The organism is Desulfobacterales bacterium, assembly GCA_034520365.1.
Lineage (GTDB): Bacteria > Desulfobacterota > Desulfobacteria > Desulfobacterales > Desulfosalsimonadaceae > M55B175.
In genome coordinates, this window is sequence record JAXHNP010000007.1 from 441,252 (window position 1) to 461,073 (window position 19,822).

At 51.7% G+C, this 19,822-nt stretch carries 15 protein-coding genes and 1 other RNA gene; 5 read left to right on the plus strand and 11 right to left on the minus strand.

The window, feature by feature from the left end:
- Positions 1-2: 2 nt before the first annotated feature.
- From U5L07_16155 to pilM, 4 genes are read right to left on the minus strand one after another with little or no spacing between them, the layout of a single operon-like run.
- Positions 3-719, minus strand: a complete 717-nt coding sequence (locus U5L07_16155) for a pilus assembly protein PilP (GenBank protein MDZ7833281.1) — start codon at positions 717-719, stop codon at positions 3-5.
- Between the two features lie 21 nt (positions 720-740).
- The gene (gene pilO, locus U5L07_16160) at positions 741-1,352 is read right to left on the minus strand and encodes a type 4a pilus biogenesis protein PilO (protein MDZ7833282.1); all 612 of its coding nucleotides are present in this window, start codon (positions 1,350-1,352) and stop codon (positions 741-743) included.
- Positions 1,352-1,927, minus strand: a complete 576-nt coding sequence (locus U5L07_16165; protein ID MDZ7833283.1) for a PilN domain-containing protein — start codon at positions 1,925-1,927, stop codon at positions 1,352-1,354. Before U5L07_16165 ends, pilO begins: the two co-directional genes overlap by 1 nt.
- Positions 1,924-2,979, minus strand: coding sequence for a type IV pilus assembly protein PilM (pilM, locus tag U5L07_16170; GenBank protein ID MDZ7833284.1), 1,056 nt, complete (start codon positions 2,977-2,979; stop codon positions 1,924-1,926). The genes U5L07_16165 and pilM overlap by 4 nt, the downstream gene beginning before the upstream one ends.
- A gap of 836 nt (positions 2,980-3,815) precedes the next feature.
- Here pilM and U5L07_16175 point away from each other — a divergent pair.
- Positions 3,816-5,087, plus strand: coding sequence for a diaminopimelate decarboxylase (locus U5L07_16175; GenBank protein ID MDZ7833285.1), 1,272 nt, complete (start codon positions 3,816-3,818; stop codon positions 5,085-5,087).
- 50 nt (positions 5,088-5,137) lie between these two features.
- Here U5L07_16175 and U5L07_16180 read toward each other — a convergent pair whose 3' ends face one another.
- The 3 genes from U5L07_16180 to U5L07_16190 form a co-directional block, all read right to left on the minus strand.
- Positions 5,138-6,775, minus strand: coding sequence for a phosphoenolpyruvate carboxykinase (ATP) (locus U5L07_16180; protein MDZ7833286.1), 1,638 nt, complete (start codon positions 6,773-6,775; stop codon positions 5,138-5,140).
- Between the two features lie 112 nt (positions 6,776-6,887).
- Positions 6,888-9,077 carry an acetyl-CoA hydrolase/transferase C-terminal domain-containing protein gene (locus U5L07_16185; protein ID MDZ7833287.1) on the minus strand — a complete coding sequence of 730 codons (2,190 nt, stop codon included), beginning with the start codon at positions 9,075-9,077 and terminating at the stop codon, positions 6,888-6,890.
- Between the two features lie 148 nt (positions 9,078-9,225).
- Positions 9,226-9,666, minus strand: coding sequence for a four helix bundle protein (locus U5L07_16190; GenBank protein ID MDZ7833288.1), 441 nt, complete (start codon positions 9,664-9,666; stop codon positions 9,226-9,228).
- A gap of 331 nt (positions 9,667-9,997) precedes the next feature.
- Here U5L07_16190 and U5L07_16195 point away from each other — a divergent pair, with 331 nt between their 5' ends.
- Positions 9,998-10,249 (plus strand): hypothetical protein, encoded by a 252-nt coding sequence (locus U5L07_16195; GenBank protein ID MDZ7833289.1) that lies wholly within the window; start codon positions 9,998-10,000, stop codon positions 10,247-10,249.
- Between the two features lie 8 nt (positions 10,250-10,257).
- On the opposite strand, the gene U5L07_16200 is transcribed toward U5L07_16195, so the two are convergent.
- From U5L07_16200 to ffs, 4 genes are all read right to left on the minus strand, one after another.
- On the minus strand, positions 10,258-11,820 hold the full coding sequence (locus U5L07_16200) for a class I adenylate-forming enzyme family protein (protein MDZ7833290.1): 1,563 nt from the start codon (positions 11,818-11,820) through the stop codon (positions 10,258-10,260).
- Between the two features lie 461 nt (positions 11,821-12,281).
- Positions 12,282-14,213, minus strand: coding sequence for a molecular chaperone DnaK (dnaK, locus tag U5L07_16205; protein ID MDZ7833291.1), 1,932 nt, complete (start codon positions 14,211-14,213; stop codon positions 12,282-12,284).
- A 59-nt stretch (positions 14,214-14,272) separates the two neighbouring features.
- On the minus strand, positions 14,273-14,938 hold the full coding sequence (grpE, locus tag U5L07_16210) for a nucleotide exchange factor GrpE (GenBank protein ID MDZ7833292.1): 666 nt from the start codon (positions 14,936-14,938) through the stop codon (positions 14,273-14,275).
- Positions 14,939-15,145: 207 nt separating this feature from the next.
- Positions 15,146-15,387, minus strand: an RNA gene (gene ffs, locus U5L07_16215) — signal recognition particle sRNA large type.
- Positions 15,388-15,582: 195 nt separating this feature from the next.
- Here ffs and tilS point away from each other — a divergent pair.
- From tilS to folP, 3 genes are all read left to right on the plus strand, one after another.
- Positions 15,583-16,986: a tRNA lysidine(34) synthetase TilS gene (tilS, locus tag U5L07_16220; protein ID MDZ7833293.1), complete on the plus strand. Its 1,404-nt coding sequence runs from the start codon at positions 15,583-15,585 to the stop codon at positions 16,984-16,986.
- A gap of 86 nt (positions 16,987-17,072) precedes the next feature.
- The gene (gene ftsH / locus U5L07_16225; protein ID MDZ7833294.1) at positions 17,073-18,965 is read left to right on the plus strand and encodes an ATP-dependent zinc metalloprotease FtsH; all 1,893 of its coding nucleotides are present in this window, start codon (positions 17,073-17,075) and stop codon (positions 18,963-18,965) included.
- Positions 18,919-19,815, plus strand: coding sequence for a dihydropteroate synthase (folP, locus tag U5L07_16230; protein MDZ7833295.1), 897 nt, complete (start codon positions 18,919-18,921; stop codon positions 19,813-19,815). The genes ftsH and folP overlap by 47 nt, the downstream gene beginning before the upstream one ends.
- The last annotated feature ends 7 nt before the right edge of the window (positions 19,816-19,822 follow it).

A 19,822-nucleotide genomic window follows, 5' to 3' on the forward strand; every position in this document is an offset into this window, starting at 1 on the left:
GGTTATTTCTGAAGTTTCAATTGTTTTTCCCGGACATCCACTTTGCCAAAGACATCCAGATATTTTTCTTCAATAACAATGGCTTCCGATAAAATCTCTGTTATCCGGCCGCCCTGATCGCCTATATATGTTCCTTTTTTGACCACATACCCCTTCCCGGATGCCTCTTCAACCATTGCCAGCCTTTGCTCCGGCGTCTCCATAATCGCCGTCAGCTCAAGCTGGCCGAGGCTTAAGCGCTCAAGGGGGGTTTGGGGTTTCCGGCGCTCGAGCTTTTTTTGCGCTTCTTCGTCCCGCTCAGGTTTCGGGCCCTGGACAAACGGCGCAAAAGGATCTATCCGTCCTTTCCGGGCATAGAGCTCCTGTTTTTCTCCCAGTAAGCCAATGGCCTCTTTGCGCATCTCCTCCGCATCAGCCGGTTTTTCCCGGCTTGCTGTCTGCTCCCGGGCGCTAACGGATTTTTCTTCAGCCGGTTTTTCTGGGGCTCCGGCTTCTTTTTCAGGCGCCGGCTTTTCCGCCACAGCCGCTTCTTCAGCCGGCTTATCGGATTTTTCCGCTGCCGTCTCAGCCGGAGCGGCAGAGGGTTTTTCCGGGCGCTCAATCTTTACCCGATTGCTTACATGCCGGGCCGAGGATTTTGCAGCCTGGACGTTACCGACAGCCACGATGAAAAGCAGGCAACACAAAAAACAAACGATTTTTAGAGTAAATCTTTGCATGATCGGTCTTTTTCTCTTTGGCTATTTTTTATTATCCTCACCGGATGATTCGATGAACTTATAAGTTTCCGCCGTGCAGTCAATGTTAAGGTTCGTGGACATGACATCCTTTGATGTCATCTCGAATTCCTTGACATTGACGATCCGCGACATACCGGCCAGTTTGTCAAAAAACTCCCCGAGATCATGATAGCTGCCGGAAAGCTGCATGTTTATGGGAATCTCCGCATAAAAATCCTGCTTTTTTTCTTCCCTGGGTTCAAACAATAAAAAAGTGAGTCCGGAATCTTTTCCTGCCTGGGAAACACTGGTTAGAAGAGAGGGAACCTCGTCTTTCAACGGCAAAGCCCTTGACACAATGGTAAACTTAGCCCGCGCAGCTTCTATTTTCTCTTTGTATTCATCAAGCGCCGCCGCTTTTTCTTTGGTTTCCGAAAGCTTCTTTTCCGCTTTGGCAACCTCATCCTTCAGGCGGTCAATTTCCTTATACTTTGGCATGCAGAAGAAATAAATGAACACCCCGATTATCAACACCCCTGTACCGGCAGCAATGAGTATGCGCTGAATCCGGGGGAGTTGACCGATTCTTTGAATATACGGTTCAATTGAACTAGAGAGACTGGACTTTTTCATTACTTATCCGCCTTCTTTTTATCCGGCTCGTAGGTTGCGGCTTTTTTGCACACGATATTAAAATTCTTCATGTCAATATTGAATCTTGCCTGCTGTTTGGCTGATTTGAGCGTTACCCCGTTAAAAATGGCGGAGCGCTCAAGCCGGGTCATAAAGACAGCCACGGTTTCATTATCTAGCGCCAAGCCTTCCAATGAAACACTATCATTATTGGATTTAAACCTGGTAAGCTGCATGCGGTCCGGCACGATCATCTCCGTCATTTCAGCAAGCAGTTGCGGCGGCGCCTTACGGTAAGCCTTCAATTGATTCACGATTTCGATCTTTTTATTCAGGGCCGCCAGCCTCTCCTTTATTTCCTCAACCTGCCTGGCCTTTTCCTCATAGGGTTTGACCTCTTTTTTTAAATCATCCAGTCTGGCGGACAAATTATTGATCCGGCCGCTTAAATATCCGTTAAAAACCCAGAAAACGATTATAAGCAGCGCGATTGAGAGGCAAAAGATAGAAACCTGCCGGCGGATATTTTCCTTGCTCCGGGCAGCCCGATAGGGGAGTAAATTAATCCTTATCATTTGTCATCCACTCTTCTTAATGCAAGCCCCATTGCTATGGCAGCCTGAGGTGCGATCTGTTTCAAATAGACGTTATCCAGTTGCCCACTGCCGATCAAAAAATTTTCAAACGGATTGATTACAGTGGTCTCAGTAGCCGTCTGTGCAGCCAATAGCTCCCTAAACTCCCGGATATTCGCCCCGCCGCCGCTGAGCACGATTTTTTTCATCCCTTCATCCGGATTGGTAGATTTAAAAAAATCCAGCGCCCGTCCGATCTCATCACACCAGTCGTTGACAACAGATGAAACCACCTGTTTCAAATTTTCAGGGGAAATCTTATCCGGCGACTCCTGCTGACGAATGGTTTCCGCCTCTGCCAGCGAACAATTGGCCATCGAGGCGATTTTTTCGTTTATCTGATTGCATCCCAGAGACACGTCCCGTAAAAATACGGACGTATTGCCTTTTAGAATGTTGACCGAAGTTTTACTGGCCCCGATATCGATCAGAGCGACATTCTCACTTTGAACCCCGTAGTTGGTTTCATAGATATTCTGCAGGGCAAAGGCGTCGATATCGATGATGCAAAGATTCAGATTCGAGCTGTCAATCAGATTAATGTAGTCATTGATCATGTCTTTTTTGGCAGCCACCAGCAAAACATTCATCTGATTGGGGTTCTGCTCGCTTTCACCCAGCAGCTGGAAATCGATATTTACATCATTTATATCAAAGGGGATGTATTGCTCGGCTTCGAAATTCAAGCTGTCAACCAGCTGCTCTTCCGGCATTTTCTGAACACTGATGTTTTTTACAATCACTGAATAGCCGCCGATAGAAATGGCCACGTTTTTTGTTTTAAAATTGTATAGATCAAAAAGCTGCTGGACGGCATTCGACATGGCCTCAGAATTTTTAATAACACCTTCCTCGATGGCCCCCGGCTCGACATCGATGCTGCCAAATCTTCTCAACTCCCAGCCTTTTCTGGTTTCCACGGCTTCAGCGGCTTTAATGGCTCTTGATCCGATATCCAGACCGACGAGATGATTTTTGGACCCAACTATCATAATAAGTCTCTACGTTATACGCTTAGGGTTATGGTGTATAAAAAAGCGAAAGAATCTGAATGTTACGTTAAAGGAAGAAAGATTACGGGATAAATTTATCCACTGATGGATTAAGGGAAGTGATCGCAATGTCGGGGCGTGAGGGTTTTTTTTCAAAATGCTTACTCGCAACGCTCAGCTAAGGTTAACAATAATCACTTGCAGTGATCTTCCGATTATCATAGCTCTCGATAATTTGCAAGCCGCCATTTGGTACCCGAAACCATTCTTGCCGTTAAATTGTTGTTATGTCAAGCAAATAATTAAATAAAGCCTTTTAATTAACTTCACGGGCATCAGATTTTGGGTATTAGAAATTAGGTTAATTAAATCAATAAGTTCTGGTCGGCACGGTGGCCGACCCTACGCTACGATGGATCAGTTTTTTCCCCATTCGTAGGGCGGGCCACCGTGCCCGCCTGAAAAATAGATAGAACAAATTTATCGTGCCTCAGTGCCTCAGTGCCTTTAAAGTTACTTACAGGCTCGGTCCGGGCGCACGGCCCAGGGGGAATACTTTTAGCGATCCGTGGTTTTGCTTTTTGCAATTTTCCTGCCATGCAATCCCTCAAATATGCTCTTAAACCGTCAATCGCATTAAAAAATAATTGTTTTAGTAAACACCGCCTCATATTTTTCCTTGTTTTTGTGTACAATTGTATACAGGTGTTCATCAAATCATACAATGCCGTTTGGCCAAGCAGGGGGCAATGATAATTATCTCTTTTCTTGAAAAAACATGAAATTGTGATTATTTAATTGGTTTTAATTCGTTAAATTCAATCTGAGGTGCACCCATGCCAATGACAGAGGAGTTTAAGAATCGACTTTTTCCGCTTTTACCGGAAATTGCCGATCGTTTCCATACGCCGTTTCATATATATGATGAAACCGGCATCCGTGACACGGGCGGCGGCTTAAAAACCGCCTTTGCCGGAGTCGATCAGTTCAAAGAATTTTTTGCCGTCAAAGCCCTTCCAAACCCCCGGATACTATCCATTATGAAGGATATGGGGTTCGGCTTTGACTGCAGTTCAATCCCGGAGATAGAGCTCAGCCGCCGAATCGGCGCCCATGGCCATGACATCATGTTTACCTCAAACAACACGACCGTTGAGGACTTTAAAACCGCCATGGCAGTGGACGGCTGCATCTTAAACCTCGATGACATCACGCTTATCGAAAAGCTGCCGGAAATTCCTGAGATTACCAGCTTCCGATACAATCCGGGGCCGCGTCGTTCCGGCAATGCGATTATCGGCAATCCGGTTGAAGCCAAATACGGGGTCAGCCATGATCAGATTCTCCATGCGTATAAAAAAATGATCGGGCTCGGGGCCAAACGCTTCGGGCTTCATACCATGCTGGTATCCAATGAACGCAATTATGAATACATGGTCGAAACCGCCCGGATGCTCCTGGAGATGGTCGAATGGCTTTCCAATGAACTGGGCATCCGGTTTGAATTTATAAATATCGGCGGCGGACTGGGGATTGCCTATCAACCGGATGAGCCGCCCCTAAACATCGAAGCAATGGGCCGGGAAATAAAAGACCTGTTTAATGCATTCAAAAAAAAGCACGGCGAGGCCCCGAAACTTTTCATGGAAAGCGGCCGCTATATGACCGGCCCCCACGGGGTACTGGTCACAAAGGCCATCAATCACAAGGATATATATCGCAAATACATCGGGGTGGATGCCTGCATGTCCGCCCTGATGCGCCCCGGCATGTACGGCGCCTATCATCATATCGACGTACTGGGAAAAAATTTAGATGAAACGCCGGCAGAGACCGTCGATGTGGTGGGCTCCCTGTGTGAAAATATTGACAAATTCGCTGTCCAGCGGACACTGCCGAAAATCGATGACGGTGACCTGCTGATCATCCAGGACACCGGCGCCCACGGTCACGCCATGGGCTTTAACTACAATGCCAAGCTTCGGCCCCAGGAGCTTTTGTTAAGAAGCGACGGATCGGTGGAGCGGATCCGGCGGGCGGAAACCATGGACGACTATTTTGCCACGCTGAACTTTCAGGAAGAGATAATGAAGCCAAAACACGGATAACCCAGGTTTTAATGGGGGTCGGCACTGAGCCCCAACCATCATTAAAAAAACTACATCGAAAACCCGAACTCCTCCAGATCCAGCGTATCATCCACGGAAATAATCTGGGAGAGCATCGTCCGCATGTCTTCCGGCATCTTATCTTCGTACTGGGCAAAATCCTTCATGAATTCCGCGACCAACCGGTTGGCCCGAAGCTCATAGTCGCCGGCGTCCGCAGCCGCCTCCCGGGGATTTAGCATCTTCGCAGGGATGTCCACCCCCGGACAGGTCCTGGGGATCTCATACTGAAACACCGGATCGGTTTCAAATTCCACATCATTTAATGCGCCGGATATGGCGGCATCGGCCAGGGCCCGGGAATGCCGGATACTGATACGGTCGGCCTTGTGGGAAGGCTCTCCGATCCAGCCGGTATTCATCAGCCAGCAGACGGTATTGTGGGTCTTAATCTTTTCAAGCAGCTGCATCCCGCAGGAATAGGCGGGCAGCGCCAGCGCCGCATCCCCGAAACAGACATTGAACATCACCTGGGGCTCAAATTCGCCGCTTTCGGTCTGAGTAAATTTGGATGTATAGGCGGACAAAAAGGCGTATACCGCCTGTTCAGGCGTCAGCCGGGCGATGGCCGGAAGCACCCCAAAGGCGTCGCAGGTCAGCAGAAACAGGTTTCGGGGCGGATCAAAGATACCGCTATGAATGGCGTTCGGCAAATGGCTGATGGGATAAACAGCGCGGGTATTGCGGGTCAGACTCCCATCGGTCAGATCAATACGCCGGGTATCCGGATCACAGGTCACATTTTCCAGAATGGTCCCAAACCGCCGGGTGCAGTCATAAACCGCCGGCTGATCCTCAGCGGACAGATTAAAGAGCTTGGCATACCCCCCCCATTCCAGATTAAAAATCCCGGTATCCGTCCACCCGTGGGTATGGTCGCCCAAAAGCCGCCGGCCGGGATCCATGGCCAGCGTCGTTTTTCCGGTCTCCTCCCGGCCGAGAAAAATCGCCACATCCCCCGCCGCGCCCACATTGGCGGAACATCGCATACAAAAGACCGATTCCGGCACCAGGTAACTGGCCAGCGTGAACACCGCCTGCTTGATCTCCCCGGCATAGCTGGAACCGCCGATTAAAATCAGCCGCTGGCTTAAGTTATAGATCACGAATGCGGCGGAACGGGTGCCGTCCTGCTCCGGCACTGCGTTAAAGCCCGGAACATGGATAATGGTAAATTCCGGGGCAAAGGCATCAAGTTCGGCCGGGTCATGGATCTGATAATACATGTTCCGGACAAACAGGCTATGCCATGCGCTTTCCGTAACAATCCGGATCGGAATCTGGTGTTCGGGGACACTGCCGAGCAGGCAGTCCTGGACATAAGCTTCCTTATCATGCATATAGGCCAGCAGCCGGTGAAACAGGGTATTGAAGTGATTCTCCGAAAGTTCGTTTTTTTCATCGCTCCAGAAAACCTTTTCCTCGCTGAATGAATCCTTGACGATAAACTTGTCCTCCGGCGGCATCTCGCTGTAATGGCCGGTGCGGATGACCACCGGCCCCAAATGCGCGAGCTGCCCTTCGCGATTGGTGGCGATTTTTTCATACAGCATCGGCGTGGTGAGATTCCGGTGAATGCGCCGCAGATGTTTCCGCCCGAAACTTTCAAGATTAAGGCTGGTCTCCATAGGGTCTCCTTTATGGTTATGCGCTGATTTCACATTTTGTTGCATTCTATCGTACCGCAAGTCCCGCAATAAAAAAATGCGGCGGCCCGGGCCCTTTTAATAAGACGGCCAGCTAACGCACCCCTTGTGCGGACAAGGCATATATCACCAGCTTCTGCATCATTTTCTCCTTGGCGGAGTGGGGGGCATCTAACTCCAGGCGCTCCAAATAAGGCTTGGCGCCTTGCGGTACCTGCCGGATGGTCATGGCTTTGCTAAGACTCGACACCTTGCTGAACCCCTCGGCCATCTGGCCTTTAAGCCATTTCAACGCCTTGCCGATGACCAGCTCCTCATCGGTAAAATCCGTTCCAAAAGGAAATGGCGGGAACCACCCGGCTTTTTTAAACGGGGCGATTTCCGCCTCCAGCCGCTGGGGATAATTGTTTCGGAATTGATCCGGAATCTGATAGTCCGCCGGGATTTTTCTGGAATCCCTTGCTTGCTGGAGCAGCTCATCCTGAAACCGGGAATCCGCGATATTTAAAAGCTGCTCCATGACCGCTTTATCGGTTTTTCCCCGCAAATCGGCAATCCCGTACTCGGTGATCACGATATCGCGCAAATGCCTGGGAATGGTGGTATGGCCGTAATTAAATACGATATTGGAGGCGATGTTTTTGCCGCTTGCCCGGGTGGCCTTGCACATCAAAATGGAGCGGGCATCCGGCAGGGCATGGGCCTGAGAGACGAAATTGTATTGGCCGCCCACGCCGCTGACCACCTGGCCGTTTTCCAGGCCGTCGGAGACCACCGCCCCGGAGAGCGCCACCATCAGGCAGGCATTGACGAACCGGCCGTGCCGCCGCTGCAGGCCTTTCAGTTCTTCACTGGCATAGCAATTGTTGCCGTAGAGCTGATTGACATTTAAAACGCTGGTCATAAAAATTTTCCGGCGCTCTTCTTCGCTCATGTCATTTAAGGCCTGGTAAAACCCCTCCGGCCCCAAAAAAAAGCCGCCATGAATCAGAATCTCGTTTTTAAGGGTATCGCCCAGACAGCACCGGAGGATCTCATCCATGCGTTTGGGATCATACAGATCCGCTGGGATTTCCTGATCCTCAGTATAAATGACCCCTTCGGTAAAGGTCAAACCCGATCTGAATATGCCGAAGTCACACAGAAAATCAAAATCCGCGGCAGACAGCCGGGGCCTTATGGCACCGGCCTCGAGCAAAAACTCAAGGGTTTTCGGGGTTACGTTTTCATCAATGCGGCCCTCGTTGATCAAGCGCTGAATCGCCACGCTGTTATAGGTCTTTCTTTTGACCACGTTGGACTTGATCAAATGCAGATACCCATCCACCAGCATTTCCGTGGACCCGGTGATGCCCTCATCAAACGCATCAAGGCCGCCGATGCGATCAATCACCGGCCCGAATCGATCATAAATCCCGGTATCCCGGACAAACCGCTTATACTCCGGATTGTCTTCGTTTCGCATCTGAAGGCCGTAGCACAGCGCATCGCCCAGTGAGCCGATCCCGATCTGGAGCGTTCCCCCGTCCTTTATCAGGGTGCTGGCCTGAAGACCGATCATATAGTCAGCGGTGGGTATGGACATCTTGGGTGCGCCAAAAAGGCGGGAGTAATAGTTTGGGGTATCAATCACCATATCATAGGTTTCCGGTACGACCACGGCATCGCCGTACATGAACGGCAGGTTCTGATTGACCTGGGCGATGATGCAGATGCTTTTACCCTGCTGTTCAAGCTCGCGCATGGCCGAACCAAGATCAAGGGACACCTCCGGGTTGCAGCTCATGCTGTAGCGGGTTTGGCCGTCTATCTCCTTTTTGCTCACCATCTGGGCGATCACGTTCACCCCGTTATCCAGAGTATCCCGCCAGGCATGGGTATAATTGGAGCTGATATAGTTCTGCTGGGTATGGTCCACATTCAGGTAGGAACCGGCCTTGGCATAGAACTCCCGCAATTCCACATTTTCCGGGAGATGCCCCTGACGCAGATCGGTCATGTAATCGAGATCCACATATCCTTTAAACTTTCTTTCCACAAAGGGGCCCAGAAACCGTTTTTCCAGATCACTGGCGCCGCGCGGGCGCTCCAGGGAAAGTGCGGTGCAAAGGGTAAGCTTAATGGATGGGTCTTTTTTGGCCCTTTGATAGATGGCATTGGTAAACTCGTTAGGCTTGCCAAGCCCCAGCGGCAGGCCTAATACGATCTCTTTGCCGACTTTTTCAATAACGGCATCCACGCATGCTTCTGCCTCCTGATAATAAACGGGTCGCTTTGCTTTCATCAAAAAACCTCCGGGATTTTCAATTTCACCGCATCTACTGCGTCAAATGATGTCTCGCATAGGCACCTATAGCTCGACATCATTTTCCTTGTATCTGCACGGTAAATTTGTTCTAACCGCAAAATCCATACCCCCGGTCCTGTTAACGCTAAGGTTGGGATTCGTTTTCTTCGCTATCGGGATCGAAATCGAAATCGAAATCGAAATCGACACTGTAGACTTCCTGATCCTCTCGAACTTGGTATCCTCTTCCGCCGAGACGGCTGAGCATCGCGGCCATACGGTCGAGTTCATCCTTGCGGTTCCGGCTTTCCATCTTGTCCAGCGCCTTGCCGACAATCAGCACATCTTGAATCGCCGCGCACTCAAGCGCGGAGCCACGAGCGATTTCGAAATAACGCCTTCGGTCGGCTTCCGCGGTCTTGCCATTACCTTCGGCGATATTGAGCGGTATCGGCTGGCTGGCCCGAAGCCATTGATCCCGGGCGGGCCGATGGACTCCGTTCAGGCTGTCGGCCTTCTCGTAAACCCATGCAACGTAGCCTATTGAAAGGCGATAGACGTCCAGTTTTTCGCGTCCAAGGGTCATATTTTTTCGATTTCGATCCCGATAGCGATTTCGATTTGGATACAGAACAAATTCACCGTGCTTGTATCTGCGGCAAACTTGAAAATCGCTCAATTTAGGTTATACAAGAAGGATTGGCATACGAGAGCATCAATTCTGAAAAAAGTCAATACGGAATCAAACCTTTTGGCCGGCCCCGGCAGACCGGGTCAATCCTCTGCACCAAAATGAATAGCGAGCCAAACAAACAATTCCTAAATTTGAAACGCTCAATTTAGGAATTGAAAATCGCCCGGGGGTGCGGTAGGGAAAGGCCAAAAAATATGCTGAAAAAATTTGAGGGTAATATAGCATGAAGGATGAAAACGGCGTCTACTACTATCCGTTTCCGGAGAACAAGCGGGTGCGGATGTATGTGAAGGAAGCAAACCACACCTTATATTTCCGTTTGTGGAGTGCGGATGACCCCAAGCTATGGGAAGAGCACGGATGGGTGCCCTATGACGCCATTGAGGCGGCGGCAGAGATGTATAAGGGCAAAAAGTTCAACCCCGGCCAGGCCTATGACCTTAACATGGCCAAGGCGATGCTGAAGGAAGCGTAAAATACCGGTTAGCCGTCATTTTTGGCGTACTTGGCCCGAAGTCTGGGTTTTTCGATCTTTCCGGTGGGATTTCGGGGGATATCGTCAAAAAAAATCCGCCGCGGCCGCATATATTTGGGCAGATCCTCGCAGAACCGGCGGATGTCGTCTTCAGAAAGGCGCCTGCCAGGCTTTAACGCAATAACCGCGGCCGCAATTTCACCCAGGCGGATATCGGGCACCCCGATGACCCCGGCATCCAGTATGTCCTCATGGGTCATTAGAAAATTTTCAATTTCAACCGGAAAAATGTTTTCCCCGCCGGTAATAATCACATCCTTTTTCCGGTCAATCAGCCAGATAAACCCGTCTGCGTCCTTGCGGGCGATATCGCCCGTATGGAGCCAGCCGTCCGTAAACACCGCACCCGTTGCATCCGGATTCCGGTAATAGCCCACCATCACCCCCGGCCCCCGGACAAGCAATTCCCCCGGCGCCCCGGAAGGAAGCTGCATACCATGCTCATCCACGATCCGGCATTCCCAGTCAAACCCCGGAATGCCGATGGATCCGATTTTATGGAAATTCTCCACCCCCAGATGCACGCAGCCCGGACCCGTCGCCTCGGTTAGCCCATAATTGGTGTCGTATTCATGGTGAGGGAAATACATTTTCCATTTCTCAATCAGGCTCGGCGGCACCGGCTGGGCGCCGATATGCATCAGCCGCCATTGATCCAGCTGATACCGGCTGAGATCAACCGTCTCGCGTTCAATGGCAACAAGTATGTCGTGGGCCCAGGGCACCAGCAGCCAGACAATGCTTACGTGCTCCTCGGACACCGCCTCAAGAATGGCCTCCGGACTGGTGCCCTTCAGGATTACCGCCCTGGCGCCGACGATCAGATTGCCGAACCAGTGCATTTTCGCGCCGGTATGGTAGAGGGGGGGGATGCAGAGGAAATTATCCGCATGGGTCTGATTGTGATGCCGGTTTTCCGCGTAGCAGGCAAACTCCAGATGCCGATGGGTCAGATACACGCCCTTGGGTTTGCCCGTAGTACCTGAGGTAAAGTAGATGCCCGCCCCGTCACAAAGGCTTATCTGCACATCCGGCGCATCTTTTGCGGCGGGCGCGATAAAATCATTATAAAAAAAACTGTTTGACGGACACTTGGATGGCGGACCGACAAACAGGTAACAATCCACCCACTGATCCGTCCCGGATTTGGCCGATTCAATCCGCTCAATGAATTCTTCACCGAATATCAGGGCCCGGGCCTCGCTAAGACGAACACACCGGCTGATATCCGGTGCCTCAAACCTGAAATTAACGGGAACGGCGATGGCCCCGGCCTTCAGGATGCCGAAATAGACCGGCAGCCACTCAATACAGTTCATCATGAGCTGAACCACCCGGTCGCCTTTTCCCAGGCCTTGCTGCCGCAGGGCATTGGCGGTCTGGTTGGCCAGCGCGTCAAACTGTGCCCAGGTTATTTCAGCGCGATGGCCGGTGGCGGGCTCGCGCTCGATCAGCGCGACCTCATCCCCATACATTCGGGCGTTACGGGCCAATATTTCAGTGATCACCATATATAAAAGCCTTATTTGACAAAATATTATTAATTAATTCCAAATACTTCGAAGGGCCCCGGCAAAGGGTCAATAGATCATGCCTCATTTTCAAATCTCCATCGCCCTATCAAAAAAACGCAAAAAGTCAACCGCATTGTTCACGGCTAACACGGTGAATTTGTTCTGGCGAGCAACCCCATAGCCATGGGGTTGCTCGCATGTAAGGTCGGCACGGTGGCCGACCCTACAAAATGTCGGCATTGTCGCGTAGGGCGGGCCACCGTGCCCTAAAAAAAGACTCTACGACGCATGTCGTCGTAGGGCGGGCCACCGTGCCCGCCTGAAAAATAGACAGAACAAATTTACCGTGCCGCATTGTTATCTGAGCACTTGGGGCTGGGCGCCACAAATAAAAAGCCCCCGACCCGCATGTCAGCGGGCCGGGGGGCTTTCTCTGGATTCAGATGTTATATTAATAATTACTTGTTGTCGTCTTTGACCTCTTCATAATCCGCATCAACCACATCCTCTTCTTCAGCGCCGCCGCCCTGGGACTGAGACGTGCCGCCGGCTTCTCCGGCGCCGGCCTGCTGCTCGGCGCTCTGGGAGGCCTGCTGATACATGGTCTCCGCCAGCTTATGGGAGGCCTGGGTCAGTTCTTCAGAGAGGCTCTTGATCTTCTCCGCATCATCGCCTTCCATTTCCTTCTTGAGCCGGCCGATGATTTCTTCAATCTGGGATTTGGTTCCGGCGTCCACCTTATCGCCCAGCTCATTAAGCGATTTTTCCGTGGAGTAGATCAAAGAATCCGCATTGTTCCGGGCTTCCACCAGCTCTTTCTGCTTCTTGTCATCTTCGGCGTGCGTCTCCGCGTCCTTGATCAACTGATCGATCTCCGCCTGGGACAGGCCGCTGGAGGCCGTAATCCGGATGGACTGCTCCTTGCCGGTGGCCTTGTCCTGTGCCGAAACATGGACAATGCCGTTGGCGTCAATATCAAAGGTCACCTCAATCTGAGGCACGCCGCGCGGCGCCGGCGGAATATCCGTCAATTCAAATTTGCCCAGGGTTTTATTGTGCGCCGCCATTTCGCGCTCGCCCTGAAGCACATGGATGGTCACCGCCTGCTGATTGTCCTGGGCGGTCGAGAAAATCTGGCTCTTTCGGGTCGGGATGGTGGTGTTCTTCTCGATCAGCTTGGTCATCACGCCGCCTAAGGTTTCAATACCCAGAGACAGCGGCGTCACATCAAGAAGGAGCACATCCTTGACGTCGCCCTTTAACACACCACCCTGGATGGCTGCGCCGATGGCCACCACTTCATCCGGATTGACGCCCTTGTGGGGCTCTTTGCCGAAAATATTCTTGACCCGCTCCTGCACAGCCGGCATCCGGATCATACCGCCGACAAGGATAATCTCGTCGATCTCACTGGCTTTTAGCCCGGCATCGTCTAATGCGGTTTTGCAGGGGCCCTCGAGGTTATTAAGCAAATCTTCCACCAGGCCCTCGAGCTTGGCCCGGGTAATCCGGATGTTTAAATGCTTGGGGCCGTTTGCATCAGCGGTGATAAACGGCAGATTCACATCGGTCTGAAGGGCGGTGGAGAGCTCCATCTTGGCCTTTTCCGCGCCTTCCTTTAACCGCTGCAGCGCCATCTTGTCATTGCGGACATCAATGCCGCTTTCTTTCTTGAACTCATCCGCAAGATAATCGATCAGCCGAAGATCAAAGTCATCACCCCCCAAGTGGGTATCCCCATGGGTGGCCTTGACTTCGAACACCCCGTCGCCGATCTCTAAGATGGAGATATCAAATGTGCCGCCGCCCAAATCGAAAACCGCGATTTTCTCATCGGATTTCTTGTCCAGCCCGTAGGCCAGCGAAGCGGCTGTCGGCTCGTTGATTATCCGCTGCACATTCAAGCCCGCAATTCTACCGGCGTCTTTTGTTGCCTGCCGCTGGCTGTCGTCAAAATAGGCCGGCACCGTAATTACCGCATCGGTTACGGTCTCGCCCAGGTACTGCTCCGCCGTATCCTTAATGTCTGCCAGGATAAACGAAGAGATTTCCGCCGGACTATGCTGCTTGTTCCGCAGGTTAATCCGGATATCGCCGTTACTTGCTTTTTCAATCTTGTAGGGAATATTCTTGATATCGCGCTGAACCTCAGGGGAATCGAACTTTCTGCCGATCAGGCGCTTGACGCCGAATACCGTATTCTCCGGATTGGTAATGGCCTGGCGTTTGGCTACCTGGCCAACCATCCGTTCACCGTCTTCCGATATCGCAACTACCGACGGTGTCGTCCGGTTGCCCTCCGGATTTGTGATAACATTGGTTTCCTTTTGTTCTCGAATCGCTACACAGGAATTGGTCGTACCGAGATCTATGCCGATTACCTTCCCCATTTTGTTTACCTCCTTATATAATTAGGATAAATTTTCAGATATACCTATATTTAGTAAAATTATTTTTTAGATTTGGATTTAGGTTTTGAAACCACCACCATGGCCGGCCGAAGCAGCCGGTCATGAATCAGATATCCTTTTTGAAGCTCATTAATAACCGTGTTTTCCGGATATTCATCAGTTTCTTCCTGCATCATGGCGTCGTGGTAAACCGGATCAAAGGGTTTGCCCTTGGCCTCTATCGGCGTAACATTGAATTTTTTCAAAATCTTGAGGATTTCGTTGAGGGTCATTTCAACGCCTTCGATCACACAGGCCTCGCTGTTCACCCCTTTATCGACATCCGTCGAGGATATCGCCCGTTCGAGGTTATCCACCACGGTCAAAAACTCTTTTAAAAGCGACTCGTTGGCATATTTCTTAAACTCCTCCGCCTGCCGATCCATCCGCTTTTTATAGTTTTCAAATTCAGCAGACAACCTGAGCAGCCGGTCATGCTCATCCGCTGCCTCCTGGCGCACCTGGTCCAGCTCTGATTTTAACTGCTCAATCGTGGTGTCTTCGGATAAATCCGTTTTGGATGCGGCGGCCTCTTTTTGTGCCGCCGTGCCTGCCGAATTTTCATCTTCTGTCTGCGTGCTGCCCTGTTTTGAATTATTCACATTGGCGTCTGCCATATCTTTCTCCATCGCCTCGGTCTTTTTAGATTCGGATTTTTTAGCCAATTACATCACCCCGATGCAATGAATCATGCTTCATCTGATTTACCAGCTCGGGTTATAACCCCGGAAGTATATTTAAAATGCTAAATCCATTTATAATTTCGTGAAAAAGATAAGACGCGATAATGGAATGTCAAGAGACTAAGCGGGGGAAAAGCAGGGGGCTTGCCGGCGTGTGCCACAGGATTAAACAAGGACGATTGAACCTGGCTGTGAACCCTGCATCGGGCTTTCGTGTAAAGCGGGGGGTAACTTGACCGGGATCGGTCCGCGACACAGACTGCGCTGCTTATCGCTGCTTCCTTCCGGACCTGACGAGGTTCGCAACCGCCTGTTGCGCGGCGGCCGGTCAGAACCCCCCGCGATATCACTTAAAGCCCTTGGCAGGGAATTCAGCCCCGCATAAAGCGGATTTCGGGAAAAGGGTACCGCTAGCCCCCCGCCTATCACAGCCAGGAATTAGCACTATAAGACCGGACCAGGGCTTTTTCAAGAGGGAATTTAATGTCCGCATATTGCCACACCCTCAATTGCTGTATATATTCTTTATAATTGATCTGCTATGATAGATACCCATTATGTGTTCCCGGATTTCGACAACCAATCAATTGCGACAAACCATCGGCCGAACAATCCATGCCCACCGCATGATAGATTCCCGCGACAAGGTCTTAATCGGGGTATCCGGCGGGCCGGATTCGATTTGCCTGTGGCATGCGTTAATGGCCCTGGCTGATCAATTAAACATCCACACCGGCGTGGCCCATTTGAACCACGGGCTCCGGGGGGCCGCATCAGACGAAGATGCCGGTTTCGTGCGGGATACGGCAAAATACTACGGCACGCCCTTTTTTTATCAAAAAGTGAATATCCGGGATTTGGCAAATACTTACAAACGCTCCCTTGAAGAGGCGGGCCGGATGGCGCGATATGATTTTTTTCAGGAAACCGCGGCTGCCCACGGGTTTGATAAAATCGCCCTCGGTCACCACCGCGACGATAACGCCGAACAAGTTTTAATGAATGTTTTGCGGGGGGCAGGGCTTGACGGTTTGGCCGGCATTCCGCCGGCCCGGGATCAAATTATCCGCCCGTTAATCCGGGTCTGCCGCCAGGACATTTTAGCCTATCTGGCAGAGAACCGTGTGGCATACGTGACGGATCAGACAAATGCGGATCCGGTATTTTTGCGAAACAAAATAAGGCATCACCTGATGCCCTATCTAAAAAAGGAGTTTAATCCGAATCTCCCGGACAGCTTAAACCGGCTCTCAAAGATCTGCCGGAGCGAAACCGATTGGCTGGACGAATTGGCCATTCAAGCCCTGAACCAGGCGCGCCTTTATCAGGATAAAACAGAACTGGCCCTTTCCATATCAAGCCTTAAAGGACGCCATCGGGCCCACCTGCGGCGAATGATGCGGGCGGGGATTAAAGCGGTAAAAGGCGATCTCCGCCGCATCCGGATGGCCCAGATAGAGGCCGCCGTGGACCTTATATACAATGAGAATAAAACAACCTGGAGCGATTTATCCGACCGCATCCGCGTTGAAAAAAAGGGGGATCAGCTGATCATCCGGCAGGTCGCCCGAAGTTTGCGCGCCGACAGGCCCAGTCCGCCCATGCCGGCGTATCAATATCGCATTCAGCCGGCGGATCTGCCCCTTGACCTGTGGATTCCGGAAATCCAAAAAAGGATTACAATTTCAGCCCCCTATGAGGCCGATGAGGCCGATGAGGCCGATGGCTTAAATATAGACGATCATCCCGCCCCAGATGTTGCAGTTTTTGATCTGGACCGGCTCCGGTTTCCCCTGATTATCAGAAACCCCAAACCCGGCGATCGATTCGTGCCCCTGGGCATGCGAGGCTCCCAGAAGCTAAAGGATTATTTTATCAACAGCAAAGTCCCGCAGCCGGATCGTCGGTTTTATCCGGTGCTGGTAACTGAGCACAAGATCATCTGGTTAGCCGGCCACCGGATCGCGGAAGCCGTAAAGGTCATCCCGGCTTCAAAAAGGCTTATTAAAGCCGAATTGAAAGCCGGCTAATAAAAATTCGTTGTTGCTAAAAAATATCATTATTATTTATAATAGATTGATTTAGAGTTCATTAAAAATTCTGGAGGTAAAAACGATTGAACAACTTTAACAAAAACCTGGCGCTATGGATCGTCATCGTTCTGATGATGATCCTGCTCTACAACATATTCAGCCAGCAGCAGACCGGGCAGGCGGAGGTCAACTATACCGAATTTCTTTCCATGGTCGATAACGGCGAGATCAAGCAGGTCGTCATACAAGGCCAGAATCTGCGTGTGACAGATGCCAAGGGCAGTCGGTTTAATGTTTATGCCCCCCCGGACAACGACCTGATCAAAATCCTCAGAAATAAAGGGGTTTCAATCCAGGCCAAACCCGAGCAGCAGACCCCATGGTTTGTGTCCGTCCTTGTATCGTGGCTGCCCATGATCCTGCTTATCGGCATATGGATCTTTTTTATGCGGCAGATGCAGGGCGGCGGCGGCAAGGCGCTTTCCTTTGGCAAAAGCAGCGCCCGGATGCTCTCCGATCAGGCGGAAAAAATTACGTTCAGTGACGTGGCCGGCGTGGATGAAGCCAAGGAAGAGGTCGCCGAACTGGTGGAATTTTTAAAAGACCCCAAAAAGTATACCAAACTCGGGGGCCGTATTCCCAAAGGCGTGTTGATGATGGGCGGCCCGGGTACGGGAAAAACATTGCTTGCCCGCGCCATTGCCGGGGAAGCCGGTGTGCCGTTTTTCAGCATTTCCGGATCCGATTTCGTGGAAATGTTTGTGGGCGTCGGCGCCTCCCGGGTGCGGGATCTATTCGTCCAGGGCAAAAAAAACGCCCCCTGCATTATCTTTATCGATGAGATCGATGCGGTGGGCCGCCAGCGCGGAGCGGGGCTTGGCGGCGGCCATGACGAACGCGAACAGACCTTAAACCAGCTGCTCGTGGAAATGGACGGGTTCGAATCCAATGAAGGAGTGATTCTTATCGCATCCACCAACCGTCCGGATGTACTGGATCCGGCGCTTCTGCGGCCCGGCCGGTTCGACCGGCAGGTGGTGGTCCCCATGCCGGATATCAAAGGCCGCACGGAAATCATTAAGGTCCACCTCAAACGGAGCCCGATTGACCCGGCGGTGAACCCGGAAATCCTGGCCAAGGGCACCCCCGGCTTCTCCGGCGCGGATCTGGAGAATATGGTAAACGAGGCGGCGCTGATTGCGGCCAAAAAGGACCAAGAGCAGGTAACCATGGAAGATTTTGAGGATGCCAAGGACAAAATCTTTATGGGGCTTGAACGAAAATCCAAGGTCATGCGCGAGGAGGATAAACGGACCACCGCCTATCACGAAGGCGGCCATGCGCTTGTGGCCCGGTTTCTGCCGGAAACCGACTCGATTAACAAAATTACCATTATCCCGCGGGGACGGGCGGCCGGCGTCACCTGGTTCCTTCCGGAGGAAAAGGATTTCAAATACAAGGATCAGCTGCTCAGCGAATTATCCGTTGCCATGGGCGGCCGGGTCGCAGAAGAACTGGTTTTCGGCCGGATCAGTACGGGTGCGGCCAATGATATCAAGCAGGCGACCGAACTGGCCCACAACATGGTGAGAAACTGGGGCATGAGCGAGGCGCTGGGCCCGCTATCCTATGGGCAGCAGGATGGGCAGATCTTTCTGGGCCGGGAGATCGCCCAGCATCGCGATTACTCCGAAGAGACCGCCAATTTGATCGATTCAGAGATCAGCCGGATAGTCAAGGAAAGCTATCAGGGGGCCAGGGACCTCCTAAAAGACAATCGGGATATCCTGGATAAACTGGCCGAATTGCTGCTTGAAAAAGAAACCGTGATGGGCAAAGAGCTTGACGAGTTGATTTATGCCATGCGGCCGGGATTTAAGCTTCCGTCGGATGCATCCAAGGCTGGCGACGATGAGGCGGAAACAAACAATGAGAGTGACGACGCACCAACTGGCATGGCAGACGCACAGGCTTGAGCTGGGCTCAAAAACCCGGATTATGGGCATATTAAATGTTACGCCGGATTCATTCTCGGACGGTGGTCGATTTTTTGCCCATGAAACCGCGCTGGCCCATGCGGAAAAAATGATCGCAGACGGGGCGGATATTATTGATATCGGCGGCGAATCCACCCGCCCGTTTTCAGAGCCGGTTTCAGCCGAAGAAGAATGCCGCCGCGTGCTGCCGGTCATCGAACAACTGGCCGGCCGGCTTGAGGTGCCCATCTCGATAGATACGACCAAGGCGAAAGTGGCCCAAAAAGCTATCTCCGCGGGCGCCTCCATCATCAATGATATCAGCGCCCTGCGATTTGATCCGGAAATGGGCCGGGTGGCGGCGGAAACCGATGCATTGACCGTCCTCATGCATATGAAGGGCTCTCCGGCGGATATGCAGGTGGCGCCGACCTATGAGGATCTGATCGGGGAGATATATCAGTTCCTGAAAGAAGCCATTTTGCGGGCGCAATCCTACGGGATTGATAAATCCAAACTCATCATTGATCCGGGCATCGGTTTCGGCAAAACGGCTGCACACAACTTATGCCTCATCCAAGAACTGGATGCCTTTCAGGAACTGGGCGTGCCCGTTTTGCTCGGATCCTCCAGAAAAGCGTTTATCCGAAAAATCCTCGGAGCCGCAAACGGCGGCGGCGAACCGCCGCCGACAGCCCCTGAAATTGAAACCGGCACCCAGGCCTCCATCACAGCGGGCGTATTAAACGGCGCCCATATGGTGAGGGTTCACGAAGTGGGCAATGCATCGGCAACCATAAAAATTGCCGATGCCATAAAAAATGCCTGTTTATCCGCCGGTGCATGCTGAGGCCCCC

What these genes read in the sequence shown, in the direction of transcription:
- U5L07_16180 (MDZ7833286.1), bottom strand. Translation starts at nt 6,775, where the DNA reads ATGGAGACCAGCCTTAATCTTGAAAGTTTCGGGCGGAAACATCTGCGG.
- U5L07_16165 (MDZ7833283.1), bottom strand. Translation starts at nt 1,927, where the DNA reads ATGATAAGGATTAATTTACTCCCCTATCGGGCTGCCCGGAGCAAGGAA.
- U5L07_16185 (MDZ7833287.1), bottom strand. Translation starts at nt 9,077, where the DNA reads ATGAAAGCAAAGCGACCCGTTTATTATCAGGAGGCAGAAGCATGCGTG.
- U5L07_16175 (MDZ7833285.1), top strand. Translation starts at nt 3,816, where the DNA reads ATGCCAATGACAGAGGAGTTTAAGAATCGACTTTTTCCGCTTTTACCG.
- U5L07_16200 (MDZ7833290.1), bottom strand. Translation starts at nt 11,820, where the DNA reads ATGGTGATCACTGAAATATTGGCCCGTAACGCCCGAATGTATGGGGAT.
- dnaK (MDZ7833291.1), bottom strand. Translation starts at nt 14,213, where the DNA reads ATGGGGAAGGTAATCGGCATAGATCTCGGTACGACCAATTCCTGTGTA.
- U5L07_16190 (MDZ7833288.1), bottom strand. Translation starts at nt 9,666, where the DNA reads ATGACCCTTGGACGCGAAAAACTGGACGTCTATCGCCTTTCAATAGGC.
- U5L07_16195 (MDZ7833289.1), top strand. Translation starts at nt 9,998, where the DNA reads ATGAAGGATGAAAACGGCGTCTACTACTATCCGTTTCCGGAGAACAAG.
- pilO (MDZ7833282.1), bottom strand. Translation starts at nt 1,352, where the DNA reads ATGAAAAAGTCCAGTCTCTCTAGTTCAATTGAACCGTATATTCAAAGA.
- tilS (MDZ7833293.1), top strand. Translation starts at nt 15,583, where the DNA reads ATGATAGATTCCCGCGACAAGGTCTTAATCGGGGTATCCGGCGGGCCG.
- pilM (MDZ7833284.1), bottom strand. Translation starts at nt 2,979, where the DNA reads ATGATAGTTGGGTCCAAAAATCATCTCGTCGGTCTGGATATCGGATCA.
- folP (MDZ7833295.1), top strand. Translation starts at nt 18,919, where the DNA reads ATGAGAGTGACGACGCACCAACTGGCATGGCAGACGCACAGGCTTGAG.
- U5L07_16155 (MDZ7833281.1), bottom strand. Translation starts at nt 719, where the DNA reads ATGCAAAGATTTACTCTAAAAATCGTTTGTTTTTTGTGTTGCCTGCTT.